Here is a 19,940-nt window from a genome sequence, read left to right as displayed (position 1 = left end):
GCCCGCGCGCTCAGGCCGCGCCATCGACCCTCTTCGTGAACAGGCTGAGTTCGTTCGGGTCCATGTGCACGATGTGCCTGTCTTCCGGGTACGCTCCGCTGTTGACGTCGGCGACATACTCCGAGAAGGCAGCGATGCGCTCCGCCTGCAGCCTGTCGTATTCGGCGGCGAAATTGCGGTAGGCCTTGGAATGGCGGGGCATGTGGCCGCGGTTCTGGCCGAGTATGTCGTCGGCGAACAGATACTGCGCGTCGCAGCCTGTGCCTGCCCCCATCGACAGCATGATCAGCGAGGTGCGTTCCGAGATCGCCTTGGCCACCTCGACCGGCACCACCTCGATCTCGGCGCCGATCGCGCCTGCAGCCTCCAACTGCTTGACCGCCTCGAATACCTGCATGGCGGTATCGGCGGTCTTGCCAACGGCCTTGAAGCCGCCAGTCCAGGTGGCGCGCGACGGGATCAGGCCGACATGGCCGATGACGGGGATCGCGTCGTCCGCCATCCGCCTGATTGTGGCGTAGCCGGCGCTGCAATAAACCGCGTCGGCGCCGGCCTTGTAGAGGCGGAACGCCCAGCGCACGAAATCGTCTGCGGTGCCGATCTCGAAGAAGTTCTCGCCCGGCATGGTGAACAGGCTCGGCGCCGCATCGCGATACTGAGGGTTGAGCACCAGCTCCGGCGGCACCGAGACGATGTCGACGCCGGCCCGCTCGGCGGCTTCGGCCTCGTCTATCGTCAGCACGCGCAGCATGGTCAGCTGCCGTTTGCCCTTCATGGCGCGCAGATCTGCGATCGTCGGTCTCTTACGGCTCATCGAACTGGGTTCCTTGTGGTTTGGTGCGGGCGATCAATCGATCTCGATCATGACCTTGCCGGCCTCGACCTTGGCCAGGTAGGTCCTGAGGTTGACGCACACCGGCGCCCCCCTGGCCTGCCCGGTCTTGTAGTTGAAGCGGCCATTGTGCTTGGGGCATTCGATGATCTCGTCCATGACGAGACCGTCGGCGAGATGCGCCTTCTCATGCGTGCAGAACCCGTCCGTGGCGAAGAACTGATCGTCCGGCGAGCGGTAGATCGCAAAGGTGCGGCCGCCGTGATCGAAGCGGATCACATCCTCTTCGTCGACATCGTCCACGGCGCACGCTTCGACCCATTCCGCCATTTCCGCCTCCTCGTGGTTCTGGCCCGCGCGACCGGGTGAGCCACGGCCAAACTATTCTGCCGCCGCCGACATATCGACCTCGTGGAACTCGCCGCGATAGGGCCTGGCCGTCGGCGGCAATTCGCGCTTGAGGTAATAGTCCTCGTATTTGAGCTGCCTGAACAGGACCGGCCAGACCTCGCGATAGGCATGCCATATCGATGGGTTCGCCACGGGCAGATCGTGCTTGACTAGCTCGTGCAGCCTGGGCAGCGCGTGATAGGGCACCATCGGGAACATGTGGTGTTCGACATGATAGTTCATGTTCCAGTAGATGAACCGGCTGATCGGGTTCATGTAGACGGTGCGGGTATTCAGCCGGTGGTCGACCACATTGTCGGCGAGCCCGATATGCTGCAGCAGGCCGGTCATCACCATGTGCCAGGTGCCGTAGAGGCGCGGCAGGCCGATCAGCGCCAGCGGCAGCCATGATCTCAGCGCGATCGCAAGAGCGATCGTCGCGATGTAGATGGCGACATGCCAGCGCGCGGCGGTGACGGCCTTGGCCTGTTCCATCTCGGGAACGTAGCTCTTCTCGTCGTCCGACAGCCTGCCCAACGCCTGGCGCACCAGTGCCGGCAGCGAGTAGCGGAAATCGAGGATGCCGGTGACGGCTAGTCCCGCCTTCAAGAGGTCCGGCGGCCGCATCACCGCGATCTCGGCGTCGCGGCCGACGATGATGGTGTCGGTGTGGTGGCGGGCATGACTCCAGCGCCAGGCCACCGGATTGCGCATCACCATGAAGCTGGCGATCTGGTAGACGACATCGTTCATCCAGCGCGTGCGGAAGGCGGTGCCGTGGCCGCATTCGTGCCAGCGTGAATCGCTGGACGAGCCGTAGAGCACCCCGTAGACGAACAGGAACGGCACGACCCACCAGGAACCCCAGAACCAGATGATCCCGGCGGCGGAGCCCAATATGGCGGCGATCCAGATGATCGTGTCGCGGATCGCCGGGCCGTCGGAACGCTGCATCAACTCCTTCATCGCCTTGCGGGATACATCCGTGTGATACCACTCGGCCGAGGCCAGCCCGGTCTCGATTGCCCGGCGGGTGCTTTCGCCGACCAGGCTGTAATCGCGCTTTGTCTTGCCAGCCGCCATCATGAGCTCCCGTTCGGTCATCAAAGACCGTTGGCGCGGAACTTTCCGTCCAGAAAAATCTTGGCGCGCGGCACGTCGTCTTCGGTCAGATGCTCGATGATGACCGGGATGTTCGGGTGCTTCTCGCTGAGCCGCTTCAGATAAAGGTCATAGTTGAGCGAGCCGAGACCGGGTGCCGGCAGTTCGATCTCGCCGACGCCGCGGAACGTCAACCCCTCATGCGCGTCGTCGTCGCCGATGTCGGCATGCTTCTCCGACTTGTCGCTGCCCGCGCGCTTGACATCCTTGGCGTGCGCGATCCTGATCTTGTCGGTCAGCGTGTCGAACACCTGGTTCAGCACCTGGTCCATACGATCGATGTTGTGCGCTTCGAAATAGTTGGTCGGATCCATCAACAGGCCGAGGCCGGGGTGGTCGACCTGGGCGAACATCTTCACCGTCTCCTCGACCGAACCGACGACGTTGTTGACATAGGTTTCGAGCAGGAACACCGCGCCATGGTCATAGGCGGTCTGAGCGAGGTCGGAGATCACCTTGCGGCATTCCTCGAACCCTTCCTCGGTCTTGTTCTTGGGGTGATGCACCCAGTCGGACTCGGTGTTGTAGGTGCCAGTCTCCGAGATCACGTAAGGCGAACCGAAGTCGCGCGCGTTGCGGATGATCTCCTTGAGATAGGCAAGCCGCCTCTCGCGTTCGGCCTTGTCCGGATGGATGATGTTCGTGTAGCCCGACACGCAGCAGATCGGCAAATTGTGGTCGCGGAATGTGTCACGGACCTTTCTTGCCTTGTCCTTCGTGATCTGCCCGGCAGAGAGGTCGATATCCTTGAAATGCAGGTCGAGCTGCACCGTGTTGAAATCGAGAGCGCGGATGTGCCTTGCGACTTCCTCCAGCTCGTAGGGGAAATAGCCTGTGAAGATACCTGCTTGCATCATGAGGTGAAGTCCTCCCGGTAAGCGATTCAGCCGCCACGCTATTCCGCGGCCTGATGTTCAGTCAGTCGATATCTCGGACAGCTTGATCGTGCGGCCTTCCGCCATGGAGCGATAGCCGGCCTCGACCAGAGCCATGGTCTTGACGTTGTCGGCGACGGACAGCGCCGGTGGCGTTCCGGTCTTCAGGGCATGCTGCAGCTGTTCCATCACGCCGATGAAGGCATGCGGGAACCACATCGTGTCCCAGCGGGGCGTCACCCATTCGCCGCCTGTCGTCTCTGTCGAGGCATAGGTCAGTGTCGAGGCCACGCCCTTCGGCCAGCCGATCGTACCCTTGGCCACACCTTTGGTGCCGTCGACACGCCAGTTGATGTGCTGGTCGTCCCGGTAGCCCTCCTGGCGCGGACCGGACCAGACATCCTCGAGCGATACGGCGAGCACGCCTGAGGGAAAACGCAGCGTCGAAACCGTGATGCCGTCGGAGTGCTCGAACCGCGTGCGCGGATCCTTGCGCGTCAAGGTGGTGATCTCCTGAGGATCGCCGAACAGGAAGCGCAGCACGTCGAGATGATGCACGCTCATATTGGCAAGCGTCAGCCGGTCGTAGTCGGCGAGGAAGGTCTGCCAGTGTGGGATCGCGTGCATGTCGATCTGCGCGAAGACGATGTCGCCCAGTGCGCCGCTGTCGATGATCTGCTTCAAGACGCGCATCGACTGGTCGTAGCGCATGTTCTGGTTGACCGAGAGGATCTTACCGGACTTCGCCGCTTCGTCGCGCAGCTTGACCGCCTCCTCGACCGACAGTGCCAGCGGCTTCTGCGCCAGGATCGCCTTGATGTGCTTCTGCTTCAGCGCATGGCGGATCAGCGCCGGCTGCTGGTCGGGCGGAAAGGCAAGATCGACGATCTCCACCTCTGGATCCGCGATCAGTTGTTCCGGCGTGTCGTGGACGGTCGGGATGCCCCAGCGCTTGGCCACCTTCTGGGCACTGGCCCTGGTCCGCGAGGCGATCGCCACCACCGAGAACCCGGCTTGCTCGTAGGCAGCGAGATGGCATTCGGCCATGATCATGCCGGCGCCGATGCAGCCGATCCGGTATTCGCTGGTGCGAACCTTCACATCCGGTTCGAAACCCATGCTTGCCATCCATTCCTCCCGTCGAGGACTGGATATAACGCCTTGGCCTCTGAATCGGCCAAGGCCCGCACCATCATTTCCCATCAGGGAAGGACAGCGGCAGTTCCGACATCGGGGCCGATCGGCCACGCGGACATTGCCCGCTAGCTCGTGGCGATCAGCACCGTGCTCTCCGGCGTCCAGCGCAGCACCACCTGTTGGCCCTCGGCCAGCCTGTCGATGCCGGTATTCTGGACGATGACCTTCAGCGTCTGGCCGTTGCGCTCGACAAAATAGGTGCTGTTGTTGCCGGCGAAGATGCGCTTGGAAACCTGGCCCTTCAGCATGTTCGCATCGGCGGCATCCTGAGCTCCGGCATAGGTGGCGATACGGATGCGCTCAGGCCGCACGGCACAGCTGGCCTTGGCGCCGGCGGAGAGCTTTGCGCCCGCGCCTGCAGCAATCGCCGTGCCATCGGGGAGCCTGATGCCGTTACCGGTGGTGTCGCCGCGAAAGATGTTGGCGTCGCCGAGGAAGGTGGCGGCGAATTCGCTCTTCGGTTGATCGTAGATCTCCTCGGGCGGGCCTTCCTGCACCAGCCTGCCATCGCGCAATATGCCGATGCGGTCGCTCATCGTCAGCGCTTCTTCCTGGTCGTGGGTGACGAAGATGGTGGTGATGCCGATCTCGCGCTGGATGCGTTTCAATTCGATCTGCATGTCGACGCGCAGTGCCTTGTCGAGCGCGCCGAGTGGCTCGTCGAGCAAGAGCACCCGCGGCTTGGTGACGATCGCACGGGCGAGCGCCACGCGCTGGCGCTGGCCGCCGGAGAGCTGGTGCGGTCGCCGGCCGCCGAGCTTGCCGAGTTGCACCAGGTCAAGCGCGCGCTGCACTTCGCTGGCAATCACTGCCTTGGCCTCGCCACGCACCGACAGGCCGAAGGCGACGTTGTCGGCAACGCTCATATTGGGAAACAGCGCATAGTTCTGGAACACCATGCCGATACGCCGCTTCTCGACCGGCACGCGCTCGACGCTCTCGCCACCAATGGCAATGCGGCCGGAGTCGGGAAAGTCGAAGCCGGCAATCTGCCGCAGCAGCGTGGTCTTGCCACTGCCCGACGGGCCGAGCAGCGCATAGAAGCCGCCATCGGCGAAATCGATGGAGACGTCGTCCAGCGCCTTGTGCGCGCCAAAGCTGCGGGAGACGTTCGATACCTGCACGCCGGCCATTATTTCTCTCCGCCGAATTTGAAGAAGCGCGCCGTGAGCAGCATCAGCGCCATCGACACGACGATGATGATCGTCGAGACCGCGTTGATCTCGGGCGTAAAGCCCTTGCGGATCGCGGCATAGATTTCGACCGGCAGCGTCGTCTGTCCCGGCGTCGACAGGAAGTAGGAGACGACGAACTGGTCGAACGACACGGCGAAGGCGAACAACCCGCCGGCAATCACACCGGGCATGATCCAGGGCAGCGTCACGCGGCTCGTCACCTGCCACTGGTTGGCGCCGAGCGAGCGCGCCGCCTCTTCCAGCTCCGGCGCGAAGGTCTGCAGCCGGGCAGAGACGACGACGATGACATAGGGCAGCGCCAGCGCGACATGGCCGAGCAGGATGGCAAACAGGCCGCGCCCGATGCCGATGCCGAAGAAGAAGATCAGCATCGCCGTGCCGGTGATCAGCCACGGAATGGCGATCGGCGGAAACAGCAGCGCCTGCAGGAATTTCTTGCCGCGGAAGTCATAACGGTAGAGCGCCAGCGATGCTGCCGAGCCGAGCACCGTGCAGATGATGGTGGTGATGATAGCGATCTCGATGCTGTTCCAGGTGGCCGCGATCAGCTGGTCGTTCTGCCACAGCGATGCATACCATTCCGTCGTCCATTCGAACGGCATTTGGTAGAAGGGCGAGACGTTGAACGACATCAGCGCCATGATGATGATCGGCAGATAGAGGAAGGCGAGCAGCAGCCAGATGTAGAACCGGCCGAGCCCTTCGAGGATGCGTGTCGTCGCCATCAGCCAGCCCTCCGCAGCACCGGCGAGGCGACCGCCAGGATCACCAGCACCACAGCCAGCAGGATAAAGGACAAGGCTGCGCCAAGCGGCCAGTTGAACACGGCGACGAACTGGTCCTCGATCACCGTACCGTAGAAGGTACCGGTGCGCCCGCCGAGGATGCGCGGCTCCATGAACGAGCCGACGACCGGCACGAAGATGAGTGCTGCGCCCGCCACCAGCCCCGGCATCGAGAGCGGGATGATAATGCGTTTCAGCACTTGCAGCCGCGTCGCGCCGAGCGAGCGCCCGGCCTCGATCAGCGAGTCATCGATGGCCTGCAGCGTGAGATAACAGGTCAGCACCATGTAGGGCACGTAGGAGTGCACCAGGCCGATGATGACGGCCGGATAGGAATACATCAGGTCGATGTTGATCTTGAACGGCAGCACAGCGTTGAGCGCCGTGTCGAGAATGCCGCCCTCGCGCAGCACCATCGCCCAGGAAAAGATGCGCACCAGCCCGTTCGACCAGAACGGCAGGATGACGAGCAGGAAGATCGCCTCGCGGCTTCGCCCCTTCAGCACCTTGGCCAGCACGTAGGCGGCGGGATAGCCGATGACGATACACCATAGCGTCACCTCGAGGCCGAGGCGTAGTGAGGCCAGAAGCAGCGTCAGATAGAGGCTTTGCGAGAAGAAGGCGGCGTAGTTGCCGAGCGTGAACGCCCACGGCTTTCCCGACAGCGGCAGGTCGGTCATGAACGAGAAAAAGACCATGGCCGACAAAGGCAGGAAGATCGCCACCGTCAGCCACAGATAGGCAGGCGCAAGCAGCGGCAAGGCCGATCTCAGCCCGCTGCGTGACGCGGTCGCAACCTGTGCTGCCATGATGCCTCTCCTCCCCAGGATCGGAAGGACCAGCCGGCGAGGATCGCCGGCTGGTCCGACGTCGACTTACTTCACGTCGACCTTGAGCTGCTGCCAGAGCGCCAGATAGGCCTCGCGCTGCGCGTCGGTGATCGGCGCCTGGAACTGGATGCGCTTGGCCACCTCGGGGTCACCCATGACCTTGCGGTTGAACGCGTCCTCGGGAAGTGCGGCGACCGCCTTGGTGTTGGCCGACACCGGCGCACCGACCTTGGTGACCCATTCGACATAGAATGTCGGGTCGATCATGTAGTTGATGAAGGCCCCGGCGCCCTCGACATTCTTGGAACCCACCGGGATGGAAAAGGCATCGAGCCAGGCGACGGCGCCCTCCTGCGGAATGACCAGCGAGACCGGCAGCTTGAAGTGGGTCTTGGCACGGTCGGCCGAGCCGCTCCAATAGGTGCCGATGTCGATCTGGTTGGACGCCACCATCTGGTTCCAGTCGTTCTCCGAGCTCCAGAACGTCTTGATCTGCGGCATCAGCGAGGTGAGCTTCGCCTTGACCGCCTCCATATCCTTGATGTCGTTGATGTTCTGGCCGGTGGCGATGGCGCCAAACTGGACCGCTTCGACGGCGTCGTCGCGGATGACGACACGGCCCTTGTGCGCGGCATCCCACATCTCGGCGATGCTCGTCGGCGGCTTGTCGAAGGATTTTTCGTTGATGGCCAGAGCCGTCAGGCCCCACACCCACGGCACGCCATAGACCTTGCCGTCATGGTCGAGCATCGGCGAACCCGCCTTGTCCGCGCTGATGTCGGCATAGTTGGGAAGTTTCGACACATCGATCGGCTGGATCAGCTTCTCCGCCATCGCCTGGTCGTTGAAGGCGGCGTTGATCATGACGACGTCGTAGAGACCCGGATTGGTCCTGAGCTTGGTCAGCATTTCTTGTTCGGAATTGAAGAAGTCGTTGACGACCTTGTTGCCGGTCGCCTTCTCGAAGGCGGCGATCGCCCACGGCTCGTCGGCGCCGTAGCCCTTCCAGTTGAGCACATGCACTTCGGCCGCACTGGCGGCCAGCGTGATCACGGAGGTGAAGACGGCGGTCGCCGTCAGCAGGACAGTCAGTTTGGGCATGCGCATGTTCGTTCCTCTCATTGTTTGCCCGCTTCGCAGGCTTGTTAAGACGTGGCCTCTTGCTTCCGGCCATGCACGGTCGACGATCGATCGTCATGGCTGAGGAATTCCTGGATCTCCTGGTTGTTCGGCGCCGACGATCCGCCGTGCCGGGTAACCGAAAGTGCCGCCGCCGCATTGGCGTAGCGCGCCGCTTCGAATGCCGGCACGCCGCGCGACAGCGCGCTGACGAAGGCGCCGATATGGGTGTCACCGGCGCCATTGGTGTCGATTGCATCGACCTTGAACCCGGGAACCGTCTGCGTGTCGCCGTCGGCCAGCCGCTCGAAGCAGCCCTTCGCGCCGGCGCGGATGACGACGCCTTCGGCCTTTGGGCAATGGCTGGACAGCAGCCGGGCGGCGAGTGCCTCGACACTGCCTGGACCAGCAATCTCGGCCGCTTCCGTCGCGTTGCAGCTCAGCCAGCTGGTGCGGGCAAGCACCCGGTCGAGAACGGCACGCGGAATGTCCGCGATGACCGGCGTGGGGTCGAAGACGAAGGGGATGTTTGCCGGCAGCGCTTCGATCCAGTCGGCCAGCGCATCGCGGCTGCCGGGATAGCTCAGCGTATAGCCGGAGGCAAAAACCCAGTCTCCCGTCGAGGTTTGCACAGGCGCCATCATATCAAGGCTGAGCACGCTCTCGGCGCCGGGCCACGACACGAATGTCCGCTCCGCATCGCTGCTGATCATGGCGACACAATTGCCACTGTCCATCACGGGTGACGCCGGCGTCAGCGTTTCGATACCTTCGACGGCGAAGGCAGCGCGCAAAAAGTCACCGTTGGGTCCGCTGCCGAGCTGGCCGCCGAAGACCACTTTCATGCCGGTGCGGCCGGCCGCGACCATCATGTTGAAGCCGCCGCCAGCGACCTGCGCATAGCTCGACGCGGTCTTCTCCGTGCCCGGCGCCGGCAAGGCGTCGATGCGGTAGACATGGTCAACCACGGCGCTGCCGATATGGACGAGGCGCCCGCTCATGCCGCGGCATCCTTGCCGGACTTGGTCTTCGCTGCACGCGCCGCGACAAGGTCGGCAGCGAGCGTACGAACCTGCCCGATGTCGATGCCGACGAGCCTGGCGATGCGCTCTTGCGGCAAACGGGAAAAGCCGACGCAGGCGCCGGCCATGCCGGCGGCGATGGCGCCGATCGTGTCTGTGTCGCCGCCAAGATTGGCGCTGATGACGGCTGCCTGCCAGGGATCGCCTGCGGCGACCTCGAGCACGGCGAAGGCCGCCGGAACCGATTCCTGGCTGGCGACGCCGGTGCCGACCAGATCGACGATGAGCCGGATTGCGTCCGTCATCGTTCTGCCGCGCACAAGGTCCTGCGCCCAGACGATGCGCGCGGCGATGTCGCCGCCGGTGACCCAGTGTCCGAGCGCGGCACCCTGCCGAGCCGCCGCGACGGCACTGTCGGACGCGGCGCGCCAGTCGCCACCGGCAACGCCGCGGCTGACGGCAGCGGCGACAGCGGCGGCCGAGGCGATGGCGATCGTGGTGTTGTGGGTGGCTTGGCAGGTCTCAGCCACCTTGGCGACCAGCGCCTCGAGCGGCTCCAGGGGCATCATGATGCCGACCGGCGCGATGCGCATCGCCGCGCCATTGGTGTCGCCGCCGCTCCCCGCCTCCTCGGGAGGAACCCCGTCATTGATGGCATCGATGGCGCGCTTGGTCGACGGTCCGAGCAAGTCGTAGCTGCCGCGCGCCTTGACGTCGCGCTCCCAGTCGAGCAGCGCATTGACCCAGCGTGCATGGTCGAAGCGATCACCGGATTCGACGAGAATGCGGCCGAGCAGCAGCGCCTGTTCGGTATCGTCGGTGATTGTACCAGCCTCCAGGCCCTTGGACACCGGATGATCGGCGAAAGGCGCGATGTAGTCCTCGACATGGCCGTAGAGTTCAGCAATGCGGGCCGGCGACAAAAGCTGTGTCGGCATGCCGAGCGCATCTCCGAGCGCGCCACCGACAAGCGCGCCCATGGCGCGATCGAGCATATCCTTGGCGGTGTCCGGCATCGCTCAGAATCTCATATGCAGCGCGAAATGCGCTGGGTTGAGCAGACTGGTGACATATTCGATCGGCCGGTCATCAGCCGCGCGCGTCAGCCTGCGACCGCGCAGGAAGGGCGTGCCTTGCGGGCAACCGAGAATGGCCGCATCCTCGGCATTCAGCATTTCGATGCCGACCCATTCCTCGCCATGATCGGGAATGAGGCCGGCGCCGCGCAACGTCTGGTGCAGCGAGCCTTCGCGCAAGCCACGCAGCGGCACGTCCTCAAGCTCTGGCGACAGCGGCAGGCGGCTGCGCTCGATCGAAATGGCATGGCCGTCGCTGGCGTTGGTGCGCACCCGGTCGACGGCGATGAAGAACGGGCTTTCGATGCCAAGCAGCGCGGCGAGATCGGCGTCCTCGATGACCTCCAGACGCAGCGTCCGCGTCTCGGCATTGGCGCCCGCATTGGCCAGCGCCCGCGACCAGCCGATGGAGTCGTCGACCGGCTTGCCGTCGAAGGTGACGAAGGAGCCGATGCCAACCTTGGTGGTGATCAGTCCGCGGCTGGATAGCTCCTCAAGGCCCTTGCGGACCGTGTTGCGGCTGACGGAAAAGCGCTGGACGAGTTCGTTCTCGCTTTGCAGGCGGTCACCGAAACCGAGCACGCCGGAGCGGATTTCATGTTCGAGAACGGTGGCGATCTGCTCGGGCTTGCCCGTGCCGGGAGACAGTTGAACCGCGCGCCGCTTCATATGGGTACCTGTTCAGTGAACCTGTATAATCCTGTTCAATATTGCATTTGAAGGACGACGTCAATCGCCGGGAATCCACAGGTGCTCTCGGTGGTCAGATCCTGCTTAGCTGAGATGGGGGCAAATCGTAGCCGACTTCCGGCGCGGCAGGATTGGTCGCGGCCTATTGCTCAGACGAAGAAAAACTCCTCGACGCGCTGCTTTGCCCGAAGCAGTGCGGGCAGGATCTTGCGCTCCATCGCCTCGACGGAAAAGCGCGCGGATTGGGTCGAGACATTAATCGCTGCCACCGTCCTCCCGGTGCGGTCGTTGATCGGCACGGCGATCGAGCGCAGGCCAAGTTCCAGCTCTTCATCGACAATGGCGAAGTCGTCCGCCCTGGCCTTGTGAATGGCCTTGGCCAGCAAATCCCGTTTGACGATGGTCTTCGGCGTCCTTCGCTCGATCCTGGCCTCAGCGAGGAAGGTTTCCAGCGCATCCGGCGCCAGGCCTGAAAGCAGGACGCGCCCCATCGAGGTGCAATATGCCGGCAGCCTTGTACCGACATCGAGCGACACGCTGAGGATGCGGCGGCCGGGAATGCGGGCAACGTAGACCACATCCTTGCCCGACAGCACCGCCGCGTTGCAGGCCTCGTCGAACTGCCCCGCCACCTCGCGCATGATGGGCGCCGCGAAGGTCCACAGCGACGCGCCGCCGAGCCAGGTGCGGGCGACGGTCAGCAGCCGCGGCGACAGCGAAAACAACCGGCCGGATTGTGTCGCATAGCCGGTCGCGGTCAGCGTCAGCAGGAAGCGGCGAGCACCGGCGCGGGTTAGCCCCGCCTCCTCCGCCATTTCGGTCAGCGTCATGCCGGCGGGATGCCGGGCCAGGATTTCCATCACTGCCAGCCCGCGTTCGAGCGAGCCGACGTGATCCCGCGAAACACCTTCCTCTTCCATCCAGCCTCCGCAAACGCACGCCGCGTCGGGATTGACTCCACGCGATCATCCGGCATAAAAAGTATCTCATAGCAAACAAATGTTCGCAATACGAACTTTTTCAAAGTCCGGAGTTGCCGCGATGGTGAAGTTCCTGCCCCTCAAAGAGGCCGTGGCCGAGAACCTGCATGATGGCGACACGGTCGCCTTCGAAGGCTTTACCCATCTGATCCCGACGGCTGCGGCGCATGAGGCGATCCGCCAGGGATTTCGCGACCTGACCCTGATCCGCATGACCCCCGACCTGATCTACGACCAGATGATCGGCATGGGCATGGCGAAGAAGATCATCTTCTCCTATGTCGGCAATCCCGGCGTCGGTTTGCTCAGGCGCGCCCGTGACGCCATCGAGAACGGTTTTCCCCGATCGATCGAGATTGAAGAGCACAGCCACGCCGGCATGGCCAACGCCTATGAGGCAGGCGCCGCCGGCCTGCCTTGCGCGGTGTTCCGCGGCTATCGCGGCGCCGGTCTGGCGTCGGTCAACCCGAACATCCGATCGGTGACCTGCCCGTTTACCGGCGAGGTGCTCGCCGCCGTTCCGGCCATCCGTCCCGACGTCAGCTTCATCCATGCGCAGAAGGCCGACCGCAAAGGCAATGTGCTGGTCGAAGGCATCATAGGCATCCAGAAGGAAGCGGTGCTGGCGGCCAAGCGCGCTGTGGTGACGGTCGAGGAAGTGGTCGACAGCTTCGCTGATCTCCATCCCAATTTGACGGTGCTGCCGAACTGGACGATCTCCGCCATATCGGTCGTTCCAGGCGGCTCGCATCCGTCCTACACGCATGGCTATTATGTCCGCGACAACGCCGCTTATCTCGAATGGGACGAGATCGCCGCCGACCGCGACCACTTCCGGGCGTGGATGCAGAAGAACGTCATCGAAAGCACGGCCGGCGATTTCGCCGCGCGCGTCGAACATCTGAGGCCTGCGGCATGAGCGAGGACCAAAAACTGGGCTTCACCCCCAACGAGATGATGACGATCGCCGCCAGCCGGGCGCTGAAGAACGACGATGTCTGCTTCGTCGGCATCGGCGCGCCGTCGGCCGCCTGCAACGTCGCGCGGCTGACGCATGCGCCATTCATCACGCTAATCTACGAAAGCGGCACCATCGGCACCGCGCCCGACGTGCTGCCGCTGTCGATCGGTGACGGCGAACTCTGCGAGACGGCGGTCACCACCGTCGCTGTGCCGGAGATGTTCCGCTACTGGCTGCAGGGCGGCCGCATCTCGATCGGCTTCCTGGGCGCGGCCCAACTCGACAAATTCGGCAACATCAACACCACCGTCATCGGTGACTATGCGCATCCGAAGACCCGGCTTCCCGGCGGCGGCGGTGCGCCGGAGATCGCCACCTCGTCGAGAGAGATCTACATCACAATGGCGCAGACCAAGCGCGGCATGGTCGAAAAGATCGATTTCTTCACCTCCTTCGGGCATGGCGAGGGCGGCGATCACCGCCAGCGCCTCGGCATCGACACTGCAGGCCCGACATTGCTGATCACCGACCTCGCCATCTGGAAGCCGGATCCGGTGACCAAGGAATTCACCGTCGTATCCCTGCATCCCGGCGTCACTCGCGAACAGGTCCAGGCGACCTGTGGCTGGACGGTCAAGTTCGCCGATGCGCTTGACGAAACGCCGGCACCGACGGAACTCGAACTGAAAACGCTGCGCGACCTGCAGGCCCGCACCAAGGCCGCGCATGAGGGAACCGCGAAAGAGAAAGCTGCATAGATGGCCGAGGCCTTTATCTGCGACTACATCCGCACGCCGATCGGCCGCTTCGGCGGCGCGCTGTCCTCGGTGCGCGCTGATGATCTCGGCGCCATCCCGCTGAAGGCGCTGGTCGAACGCAATCCCGGTATCGATCGGCAGGCGATCGACGACGTCGTCTATGGCTGCGCCAACCAGGCCGGCGAGGACAACCGCAATGTCGCACGCATGGCGCTGCTGCTCGCCGGCCTGCCCCAGGACATTCCCGGCTCGACCGTCAATCGTCTCTGCGGCTCGGGCATGGACGCCGTCACCATCGCCGCGCGCGCCATCAAATCCGGTGAGGCCGAGCTGATGCTTGCCGGCGGCGTCGAATCGATGAGCCGCGCGCCCTTCGTCATGCCCAAGGCTGACACCGCGTTTTCGCGCAATGCCGAGATCCACGACACCACCATCGGCTGGCGCTTCGTCAACCCGCTGATGAAGAAGCAATACGGCGTCGATTCCATGCCGGAAACGGGCGAGAACGTCGCCGAGGATTTTTCCGTCTCGCGCGCCGACCAGGACGCTTTCGCCGTGCGCAGCCAGGACAAGGCGGTCACCGCTCAAGCCAATGGCCGGCTGGCTAGAGAAATCACGCCGGTAACGATCCCGCAGCGCAAGGGCGATGCGGTTGTTGTCGGCAAAGATGAACATCCCCGCGCAGGCACCACGATCGAAGCGCTGGCAAAACTGCCGACGCCGTTCCGGCAAGGCGGCACGGTGACCGCCGGCAACGCGTCCGGCGTCAATGACGGCGCGGCGGCCCTCATCATCGCTTCGGAAGCCGCGGCCAAGAAACATGGCCTGACGCCGATCGCCCGCATCCTCGGCGGTGCCGCCGCCGGTGTGGCGCCGCGCATCATGGGCATTGGCCCTGCCCCGGCAACACAGAAGCTCTGCGCCCGCCTTGGCCTGACGCCGCAGCAGTTCGATATCGTGGAACTCAACGAAGCTTTTGCCTCCCAGGGCATCGCAGTGCTCCGCCAACTCGGCATTGCCGAGGACGCGGAGCACGTCAATCCGAATGGCGGCGCCATCGCGCTTGGCCACCCGCTCGGCATGTCCGGCGCCCGCATCACCGGCACCGCGGCGCTCGAGCTTCGCGAACGCGGCGGCCGCTATGCTTTGGCCACCATGTGCATCGGCGTCGGCCAGGGCATTGCGATCGCGCTCGAACGGGTGTGACGGTTTCTACCGGTTCAATAAGGCAGGCCGACATAATTCTCCGCCAGCGCGGTCGATGCCGCCTGCGAATGCACGAGATAGTCGAGTTCGGCCTCCTGGATGCGCTGGCCGAATTCGCCCGTATCGGGAAACCGATGCAGCATCGTCGTCATCCACCAGGAAAAGCGCACTGCTTTCCAGACCCGCGCGAGCGCCTTGCCGGAATAGGCATCTAACCCTGCCTGCGACTTGTCCTGATAAAATTCGCGAAGCCCAGCAAAGAGATAGCGCACATCGCTCGCGGCAAGGTTTAATCCCTTGGCGCCGGTTGGCGGCACGATGTGGGCGGCGTCGCCGACCAGGAACAGCCTGCCGAAGCGCATCGGCTCGGCGACGAAGGAACGCAACGGCGCAATCGACTTTTCGAAGGACGGCCCGGAGACGACGGCAGCCGCGGTCTGCGGCGGCAAGCGCCGGCGCAACTCGTCCCAGAAGCGGTCGTCCGACCATGACTCGACACGGTCGTCCAGCGGGCACTGCACATAGTAGCGGCTGCGGTGCGTGGAGCGCATCGAGCACAGCGCAAAGCCTCTCTCGTGATTGGCGTAAACCAGTTCGTGGTCGGCCGGCGGCACCTCCGCCAGCACGCCAAGCCAGCCGAACGGATACTGCCGTTCGAAGGTTTTCAGCGCGCCTTCGGGCACCGACTTGCGGCTGACCCCGTGATAGCCGTCGCAGCCGGCGATGAAGTCGCAGTCGATGCGATGGCCGACGCCATCCTTGTCGTAGGTCACGAAAGGCGTCTTGCCATCGAAATCATGCAACGCGACATTGGCGGCCTCGTAGACCGTGACGAGCCCAGTCGCCTCGCGCTTGTCCATCAGATCATGCGTCACTTCGGTCTGGCCGTAGACGGTGACATGCTTGCCGCCGGTGAGTGCCGCAAGATCGATGCGATGCAGGCGTCCGTCGAAGGCCAGCGAGATGCCGGAATGCGGCAACCCCTCGGCATGCAGTCGGGCGGCGACGCCTGCCTCCCCGAGCAGGTCGACCGTGCCCTGTTCGAGCACCCCTGCCCGCACGCGGCCAAGCACATGCTCGCGGCTCGACCGCTCGAGGATGACCGTCTCGACACCGATGGTGGCGAGAAGCTGGCCGAGCAGCAGGCCGGACGGCCCGGAGCCGACAATCAAAACTTGGGTGCGCATCAGTGTCCGAAACTTTCGATCTGTCCGGCAAGTTCCGCGGCGAGCCGCAGCGCGGCGGCAGTCGCCATCACCATTTGCGGCAACAGCAGCCATTCCAGTGTCCAGGCAGCGCCTGATCGCTCCTGTTCATGCACCAGCGCCTGGTGCATGCCGGCAAGCTGGGTGGCGTTGAAGCGGGCCAGCGCCACCAGCGCCTCGGCCTTCACCGGGTTCTGCTTGTGCGGCATGGCCGACGAGCCGCCGCCGCCCGACAGCGCGATATCGGTGCCAGCCTGCGCCATCAGCGCGATATCCTGCCCGAACTTGCCGAGGCTGCCCGTCACCAGCGACAGCCAGCCGGCGAAATCGGCAAGCGCGTCGCGCTGGCTATGCCATTGCGGCGCGTCGCCAAGGCCGAGCTTGGCGGCAAGTGCTGTCCGCACAACATCCGCCTTCTTGCCAAGCCTTTCCAGCGTACCCGCAGCACCGCCCAACTGCACCACGAGCAGACGCGCGGACTGTTCCGACAACCGCTGCCGGTGCCGCTGCAGCGGCGCGCGCCATGCCCTGACACGGTCCGATACATGAACAGAGGTTGCCGGCTGCATGCGTGTCATCGCCATCAGCGCCCTGCCACCGAACTGCTCTTCGAGAGAAGCAAACCGCACGATGTTTTCGGTCAACAGCAGACCGAGATGCTCGACGATGGGTTTCAGCCGAAGCATCAGCGCAGTGTCGATGACATCCTGGCTGGTCGCGCCGAAATGGACGAAGGCATTGTGCGGTTCGCCGACCGCCGCCTTGATCAGGCGCACCAGTTCGGGACCCGCGACACCGTCCCTGGCGACGCCTGCTCGTAGCCTCGCGGTATCGGGCCGGAATGAAACCAGCACCGATGCGATCGCCGCAGCGGCATCGCTGGCGATGACGCCACTTTCGGCCTCGGCCTCCGCCAGCGCACGCTCGAAGGTGAGCATCGCGGCGATTTCCGCTTCCACGGAAAAATGCCGCGCCGCCTCCTCGTCACCGAGAAGACCGGACAGCAGCGGATGGTCGAAAGGCGATACGGTCATGCGGCAGTCACGGTCAGCTGTCGAAGAAGACCGTCTCCTTCTCGCCCTGCAGATGGACATCGAAAATGTAGCTGTCGCCCTTGCGCTCGGCGATCAGCGTCGGTACCCGCACGCGCTGCTCGATGCGGGCAAGGATTGGGTCCTCGGCATTGGCCTTTGCCTCGTCGGAAAAATGAAGTCGTGTGTGCAGGCCGATATTGATGCCGCGCGCCACGATCCACAGGCTGACATGCGGCGCCATCAGCCGGCCGTCGCGGAACGGCACGCGGCCGGGCTTGATCGTCTGGAAGGTGCAGAGCCCGGTTTCCATGTCGCTCGGGCAGCGGCCCCAACCCAGAAAATCCGGATCGGCAACGCCGCGCAATTCGGCCGGCGAACTGTAGAGCCCATCGGCATCGGCCTGCCAGATCTCGATCAGCGCGTCCCTGAGCGGCGTGCCAGTGCCGTCGAGCACCCGGATCTCGAGCCCGATCCGCTCGCCCTTCGTCTTCTCGTTGACCATCGAAGCGCCGAGATCACACTGATAGACGCCGCCGATGCCGCAGAAATTCGGCGTCAGCCCGATATGCACATAAGGGCCCGCGGTCTGCGAGGGGCTTTCCTTGAGACGGTCGAGCGACTGCGTCATCAATTGCCCTCCGGCCGGTTCTCAAACAGCGAGGCGCGCCGTCCGCGCAGCACGATGTCGAACTTATAGGCGCGCGCATCCATCGGGATCGTCGCCTGCATGTCCAAAGCCGCGATCAGCGTCTCGATTGCCGCCTTGTCGCGAATGCCGCGCACGATGGGGCATTGCCAGATCAGCGGATCACCCTCGAAGTACATCTGCGTGATCAGCCGCTGCGCGAAGGCGTGGCCGAAGATCGAAAAGTGGATGTGCGAAGGCCGCCAGTCATTGGGCCCGTTCGGCCAGGGATAAGGTCCTGGCTTGACGGTACGAAAGGCATAGCCGCCATCCTCGCCGGTGATGATGCGGCCGCAACCGCCGAAATTCGGATCGAGCGGCGCCAAATAGCCGTCCTTCTTGTGGCGGTAACGGCCGCCCGAATTGGCCTGCCAGAATTCGAGCAGCGCGCCCGGCACGCCCTTGCCCCGCTCGTCGAGCACCCGCCCATAGACGATGATGCGCTCGCCGATGGCGCTTTCGCCGGGCCTGGCGAAATTGTGGATCAGATCATTGTCGAGCTCGCCGAGCATGGCATGGCCGAACACCGGCCCGGTCAGTTCCGACGCGGTGTTGTCGAAGGCAAGCAGCGCCTTCTGCGGCGAGCGCAGCACCGAGGTCTTGTAGTCCGGCGTCAGCACCGGCGGGTGCCATGTCCGGTCGCGCTGGAAGAAGGCACCGGTCTCCGGCATCCGGTTCGATCCGGCCTCAGGCATGGGCGCTCTTGCCTCCGTCCATTTCCGAAAACACCTCCTTGGCGATCTTGAAGGCGCGATTGGCCGCCGGCACGCCGGCATAGATCGCGACATGCAGGAACGCCTCGCAGATATCGTCGCGCGAAGCGCCGGTGTTGGCGGTGGCGCGCACATGCATGGCCACCTCCTCATCATGGCCGAGTGCCGCCAGCAGCGCCAGCGTCACGATCGAACGCTCGCGCTTCGACCAGCCGGGGCGCGCCCACACCGTTCCCCAGGCAGCCTCGGTGATCAGGTGCTGGAACGGCCGGTCGAAATCGGTGGCGGCGTCCTCGGCGCGGTCGACATGCGGATCGCCGAGCACCGATCGCCTGACCGACAGTCCGGTGTGGAACGCATTTGGGTTCTTCGACACTTCATCCATGAGTTTGCTTTCCATCGGCAAGCGAGGCGACAAAGTCGCGGATCAGCGCGGTCAGCGCCTCGGGCTGCTCGACGCAGGGAATGTGCCCGGCGTCGCGGATCACCTCGAAGCGCGCGCCGGGGATGAGTTCGGCCAGCGAGCGCACAAGCTCGGGCGGCGTCGAGCCGTCCTGGTCGCCGACGACGCAAAGCGTCGGCACCGCGATGCGGCGCACGGCCTCGGTGAAATCAGCGTCACGAATGGCAGCGCAGGTCCCGGCATAGCCGGCGAGCGCCTGCCTGGTCAGCATGTTCCAATAGCCGTCGAGCTCGGCCGAGCGCGCCGAATGGAAGGCGGGGGTGAACCACATTTTGAGCACCCCGTCGGCGATCTCCTGGATGCCCTTGCTTTCGACCGTTGCAATGCGCGTGTTCCAGCTGTCCGCCGTGCCGATCTTGTGCGCCGTGTCTGACAGGATAAGGCCTTCGACACCTTCGGGGCGCCGCGCATAAAACCCTTGGGCGATGAGTCCGCCCACCGACAGGCCGCACAGCACGACCTTGCCAAGACCGAGGTGATCGATGAGGCCGCAGAGATCGTCGACATGATCGTCGATCGAGCGGATGCCGCCGATGTCGGAGAGCCCGTGGCCGCGCTTGTCGTAGACGAGCAGAGGCATTTCACGATCAAGCGCCGAGACAATTTCGTCCCAGATCCGAAAGTCGGTGCCCAGCGAATTGATGAACACGACCGGGCGCGCATTACCAGTCGCCGGGCTGTAGCGGTGATGCAGCGTGATGCCGCCGATGCTGACGAATGGCACGATTTCGATCCTCCACCGGCACATTGCACTAGGTGTTT

The 19,940-nt window shown here is 64.2% G+C and carries 22 protein-coding genes; 3 read left to right on the top strand and 19 right to left on the bottom strand.

Translation table 11 applies throughout. The features are described 5' to 3' along the window. Positions 1-10: 10 nt before the first annotated feature. The 13 genes from AC1RUK_RS06125 to AC1RUK_RS06065 form a co-directional block, all read right to left on the bottom strand. Positions 11-814 carry a 3-methyl-2-oxobutanoate hydroxymethyltransferase gene (locus AC1RUK_RS06125; protein ID WP_481836350.1) on the bottom strand — a complete coding sequence of 268 codons (804 nt, stop codon included), beginning with the start codon at positions 812-814 and terminating at the stop codon, positions 11-13. Between the two features lie 33 nt (positions 815-847). Further along, complete coding sequence (locus AC1RUK_RS06120; protein ID WP_481836351.1) at positions 848-1,162, bottom strand: MocE family 2Fe-2S type ferredoxin; 315 nt, start codon at positions 1,160-1,162, stop codon at positions 848-850. 51 nt (positions 1,163-1,213) lie between these two features. Then, positions 1,214-2,308: a fatty acid desaturase family protein gene (locus tag AC1RUK_RS06115; protein WP_481839564.1), complete on the bottom strand. Its 1,095-nt coding sequence runs from the start codon at positions 2,306-2,308 to the stop codon at positions 1,214-1,216. Between the two features lie 17 nt (positions 2,309-2,325). After that, positions 2,326-3,240: a sugar phosphate isomerase/epimerase family protein gene (locus AC1RUK_RS06110; protein ID WP_481836352.1), complete on the bottom strand. Its 915-nt coding sequence runs from the start codon at positions 3,238-3,240 to the stop codon at positions 2,326-2,328. A 57-nt stretch (positions 3,241-3,297) separates the two neighbouring features. Next, positions 3,298-4,386, bottom strand: coding sequence for a Gfo/Idh/MocA family protein (locus AC1RUK_RS06105; RefSeq protein ID WP_481836353.1), 1,089 nt, complete (start codon positions 4,384-4,386; stop codon positions 3,298-3,300). 134 nt (positions 4,387-4,520) lie between these two features. Beyond that, complete coding sequence (locus tag AC1RUK_RS06100) at positions 4,521-5,588, bottom strand: ABC transporter ATP-binding protein (protein ID WP_481836354.1); 1,068 nt, start codon at positions 5,586-5,588, stop codon at positions 4,521-4,523. After that, complete coding sequence (locus AC1RUK_RS06095) at positions 5,588-6,376, bottom strand: ABC transporter permease (RefSeq protein WP_481836355.1); 789 nt, start codon at positions 6,374-6,376, stop codon at positions 5,588-5,590. Before AC1RUK_RS06095 ends, AC1RUK_RS06100 begins: the two co-directional genes overlap by 1 nt. Beyond that, positions 6,376-7,245, bottom strand: coding sequence for an ABC transporter permease (locus AC1RUK_RS06090; RefSeq protein WP_436172598.1), 870 nt, complete (start codon positions 7,243-7,245; stop codon positions 6,376-6,378). Before AC1RUK_RS06090 ends, AC1RUK_RS06095 begins: the two co-directional genes overlap by 1 nt. 66 nt (positions 7,246-7,311) lie before the next feature. Next, positions 7,312-8,373 (bottom strand): ABC transporter substrate-binding protein, encoded by a 1,062-nt coding sequence (locus tag AC1RUK_RS06085; RefSeq protein WP_481836356.1) that lies wholly within the window; start codon positions 8,371-8,373, stop codon positions 7,312-7,314. 38 nt (positions 8,374-8,411) lie between these two features. Continuing rightward, positions 8,412-9,386 carry a PfkB family carbohydrate kinase gene (locus tag AC1RUK_RS06080; protein WP_481836357.1) on the bottom strand — a complete coding sequence of 325 codons (975 nt, stop codon included), beginning with the start codon at positions 9,384-9,386 and terminating at the stop codon, positions 8,412-8,414. Further along, a complete protein-coding gene (locus AC1RUK_RS06075) occupies positions 9,383-10,423 on the bottom strand; it encodes an ADP-ribosylglycohydrolase family protein (RefSeq protein WP_481840205.1) in 1,041 nt (346 codons plus the stop codon). Before AC1RUK_RS06075 ends, AC1RUK_RS06080 begins: the two co-directional genes overlap by 4 nt. Before the next feature lie 3 nt (positions 10,424-10,426). Then, the gene (locus AC1RUK_RS06070; protein ID WP_023687928.1) at positions 10,427-11,152 is read right to left on the bottom strand and encodes a GntR family transcriptional regulator; all 726 of its coding nucleotides are present in this window, start codon (positions 11,150-11,152) and stop codon (positions 10,427-10,429) included. Between the two features lie 170 nt (positions 11,153-11,322). Next, positions 11,323-12,093 (bottom strand): IclR family transcriptional regulator domain-containing protein, encoded by a 771-nt coding sequence (locus AC1RUK_RS06065; RefSeq protein WP_481836359.1) that lies wholly within the window; start codon positions 12,091-12,093, stop codon positions 11,323-11,325. Between the two features lie 121 nt (positions 12,094-12,214). Between AC1RUK_RS06065 and AC1RUK_RS06060 the strand changes: the two genes are divergently transcribed. From AC1RUK_RS06060 to pcaF, 3 genes are read left to right on the top strand one after another with little or no spacing between them, the layout of a single operon-like run. Continuing rightward, positions 12,215-13,072, top strand: a complete 858-nt coding sequence (locus AC1RUK_RS06060) for a CoA transferase subunit A (protein WP_481836360.1) — start codon at positions 12,215-12,217, stop codon at positions 13,070-13,072. Further along, on the top strand, positions 13,069-13,872 hold the full coding sequence (locus AC1RUK_RS06055; protein ID WP_481836361.1) for a CoA-transferase subunit beta: 804 nt from the start codon (positions 13,069-13,071) through the stop codon (positions 13,870-13,872). Before AC1RUK_RS06060 ends, AC1RUK_RS06055 begins: the two co-directional genes overlap by 4 nt. Beyond that, the gene (pcaF, locus tag AC1RUK_RS06050; protein WP_481836362.1) at positions 13,873-15,078 is read left to right on the top strand and encodes a 3-oxoadipyl-CoA thiolase; all 1,206 of its coding nucleotides are present in this window, start codon (positions 13,873-13,875) and stop codon (positions 15,076-15,078) included. A gap of 14 nt (positions 15,079-15,092) precedes the next feature. Here pcaF and pobA read toward each other — a convergent pair whose 3' ends face one another. Genes pobA through pcaD form a run of 6 tightly spaced genes read right to left on the bottom strand, consistent with a single transcriptional unit; the run spans position 15,093 to position 19,902 of the window. Beyond that, positions 15,093-16,265 (bottom strand): 4-hydroxybenzoate 3-monooxygenase, encoded by a 1,173-nt coding sequence (gene pobA, locus AC1RUK_RS06045; protein WP_481836363.1) that lies wholly within the window; start codon positions 16,263-16,265, stop codon positions 15,093-15,095. Further along, on the bottom strand, positions 16,265-17,317 hold the full coding sequence (locus AC1RUK_RS06040) for a 3-carboxy-cis,cis-muconate cycloisomerase (RefSeq protein ID WP_481836364.1): 1,053 nt from the start codon (positions 17,315-17,317) through the stop codon (positions 16,265-16,267). Before AC1RUK_RS06040 ends, pobA begins: the two co-directional genes overlap by 1 nt. A gap of 13 nt (positions 17,318-17,330) precedes the next feature. Beyond that, entirely contained in the window at positions 17,331-17,945 is a 615-nt protein-coding gene (gene pcaG, locus AC1RUK_RS06035) for a protocatechuate 3,4-dioxygenase subunit alpha (RefSeq protein ID WP_481836365.1), read from the bottom strand. Beyond that, positions 17,945-18,697 carry a protocatechuate 3,4-dioxygenase subunit beta gene (gene pcaH / locus AC1RUK_RS06030; RefSeq protein WP_481836366.1) on the bottom strand — a complete coding sequence of 251 codons (753 nt, stop codon included), beginning with the start codon at positions 18,695-18,697 and terminating at the stop codon, positions 17,945-17,947. The genes pcaG and pcaH overlap by 1 nt, the downstream gene beginning before the upstream one ends. Beyond that, positions 18,690-19,100 (bottom strand): 4-carboxymuconolactone decarboxylase, encoded by a 411-nt coding sequence (gene pcaC / locus AC1RUK_RS06025; protein ID WP_481836367.1) that lies wholly within the window; start codon positions 19,098-19,100, stop codon positions 18,690-18,692. The genes pcaH and pcaC overlap by 8 nt, the downstream gene beginning before the upstream one ends. Beyond that, a complete protein-coding gene (gene pcaD / locus AC1RUK_RS06020) occupies positions 19,093-19,902 on the bottom strand; it encodes a 3-oxoadipate enol-lactonase (RefSeq protein ID WP_481836368.1) in 810 nt (269 codons plus the stop codon). The genes pcaC and pcaD overlap by 8 nt, the downstream gene beginning before the upstream one ends. Positions 19,903-19,940: the final 38 nt, after the last annotated feature.

It is taken from the genome of Mesorhizobium monacense, assembly GCF_056781675.1.
This window is presented reverse-complemented; position numbering and strand designations above follow the sequence as displayed.

What these genes read in the sequence shown, in the direction of transcription:
- AC1RUK_RS06125 (WP_481836350.1), bottom strand. Translation starts at nt 814, where the DNA reads ATGAGCCGTAAGAGACCGACGATCGCAGATCTGCGCGCCATGAAGGGC.
- AC1RUK_RS06120 (WP_481836351.1), bottom strand. Translation starts at nt 1,162, where the DNA reads ATGGCGGAATGGGTCGAAGCGTGCGCCGTGGACGATGTCGACGAAGAG.
- AC1RUK_RS06115 (WP_481839564.1), bottom strand. Translation starts at nt 2,308, where the DNA reads ATGATGGCGGCTGGCAAGACAAAGCGCGATTACAGCCTGGTCGGCGAA.
- AC1RUK_RS06110 (WP_481836352.1), bottom strand. Translation starts at nt 3,240, where the DNA reads ATGATGCAAGCAGGTATCTTCACAGGCTATTTCCCCTACGAGCTGGAG.
- AC1RUK_RS06105 (WP_481836353.1), bottom strand. Translation starts at nt 4,386, where the DNA reads ATGGCAAGCATGGGTTTCGAACCGGATGTGAAGGTTCGCACCAGCGAA.
- AC1RUK_RS06100 (WP_481836354.1), bottom strand. Translation starts at nt 5,588, where the DNA reads ATGGCCGGCGTGCAGGTATCGAACGTCTCCCGCAGCTTTGGCGCGCAC.
- AC1RUK_RS06095 (WP_481836355.1), bottom strand. Translation starts at nt 6,376, where the DNA reads ATGGCGACGACACGCATCCTCGAAGGGCTCGGCCGGTTCTACATCTGG.
- AC1RUK_RS06090 (WP_436172598.1), bottom strand. Translation starts at nt 7,245, where the DNA reads ATGGCAGCACAGGTTGCGACCGCGTCACGCAGCGGGCTGAGATCGGCC.
- AC1RUK_RS06085 (WP_481836356.1), bottom strand. Translation starts at nt 8,373, where the DNA reads ATGCGCATGCCCAAACTGACTGTCCTGCTGACGGCGACCGCCGTCTTC.
- AC1RUK_RS06080 (WP_481836357.1), bottom strand. Translation starts at nt 9,386, where the DNA reads ATGAGCGGGCGCCTCGTCCATATCGGCAGCGCCGTGGTTGACCATGTC.
- AC1RUK_RS06075 (WP_481840205.1), bottom strand. Translation starts at nt 10,423, where the DNA reads ATGCCGGACACCGCCAAGGATATGCTCGATCGCGCCATGGGCGCGCTT.
- AC1RUK_RS06070 (WP_023687928.1), bottom strand. Translation starts at nt 11,152, where the DNA reads ATGAAGCGGCGCGCGGTTCAACTGTCTCCCGGCACGGGCAAGCCCGAG.
- AC1RUK_RS06065 (WP_481836359.1), bottom strand. Translation starts at nt 12,093, where the DNA reads ATGGAAGAGGAAGGTGTTTCGCGGGATCACGTCGGCTCGCTCGAACGC.
- AC1RUK_RS06060 (WP_481836360.1), top strand. Translation starts at nt 12,215, where the DNA reads ATGGTGAAGTTCCTGCCCCTCAAAGAGGCCGTGGCCGAGAACCTGCAT.
- AC1RUK_RS06055 (WP_481836361.1), top strand. Translation starts at nt 13,069, where the DNA reads ATGAGCGAGGACCAAAAACTGGGCTTCACCCCCAACGAGATGATGACG.
- pcaF (WP_481836362.1), top strand. Translation starts at nt 13,873, where the DNA reads ATGGCCGAGGCCTTTATCTGCGACTACATCCGCACGCCGATCGGCCGC.
- pobA (WP_481836363.1), bottom strand. Translation starts at nt 16,265, where the DNA reads ATGCGCACCCAAGTTTTGATTGTCGGCTCCGGGCCGTCCGGCCTGCTG.
- AC1RUK_RS06040 (WP_481836364.1), bottom strand. Translation starts at nt 17,317, where the DNA reads ATGACCGTATCGCCTTTCGACCATCCGCTGCTGTCCGGTCTTCTCGGT.
- pcaG (WP_481836365.1), bottom strand. Translation starts at nt 17,945, where the DNA reads ATGACGCAGTCGCTCGACCGTCTCAAGGAAAGCCCCTCGCAGACCGCG.
- pcaH (WP_481836366.1), bottom strand. Translation starts at nt 18,697, where the DNA reads ATGCCTGAGGCCGGATCGAACCGGATGCCGGAGACCGGTGCCTTCTTC.
- pcaC (WP_481836367.1), bottom strand. Translation starts at nt 19,100, where the DNA reads ATGGATGAAGTGTCGAAGAACCCAAATGCGTTCCACACCGGACTGTCG.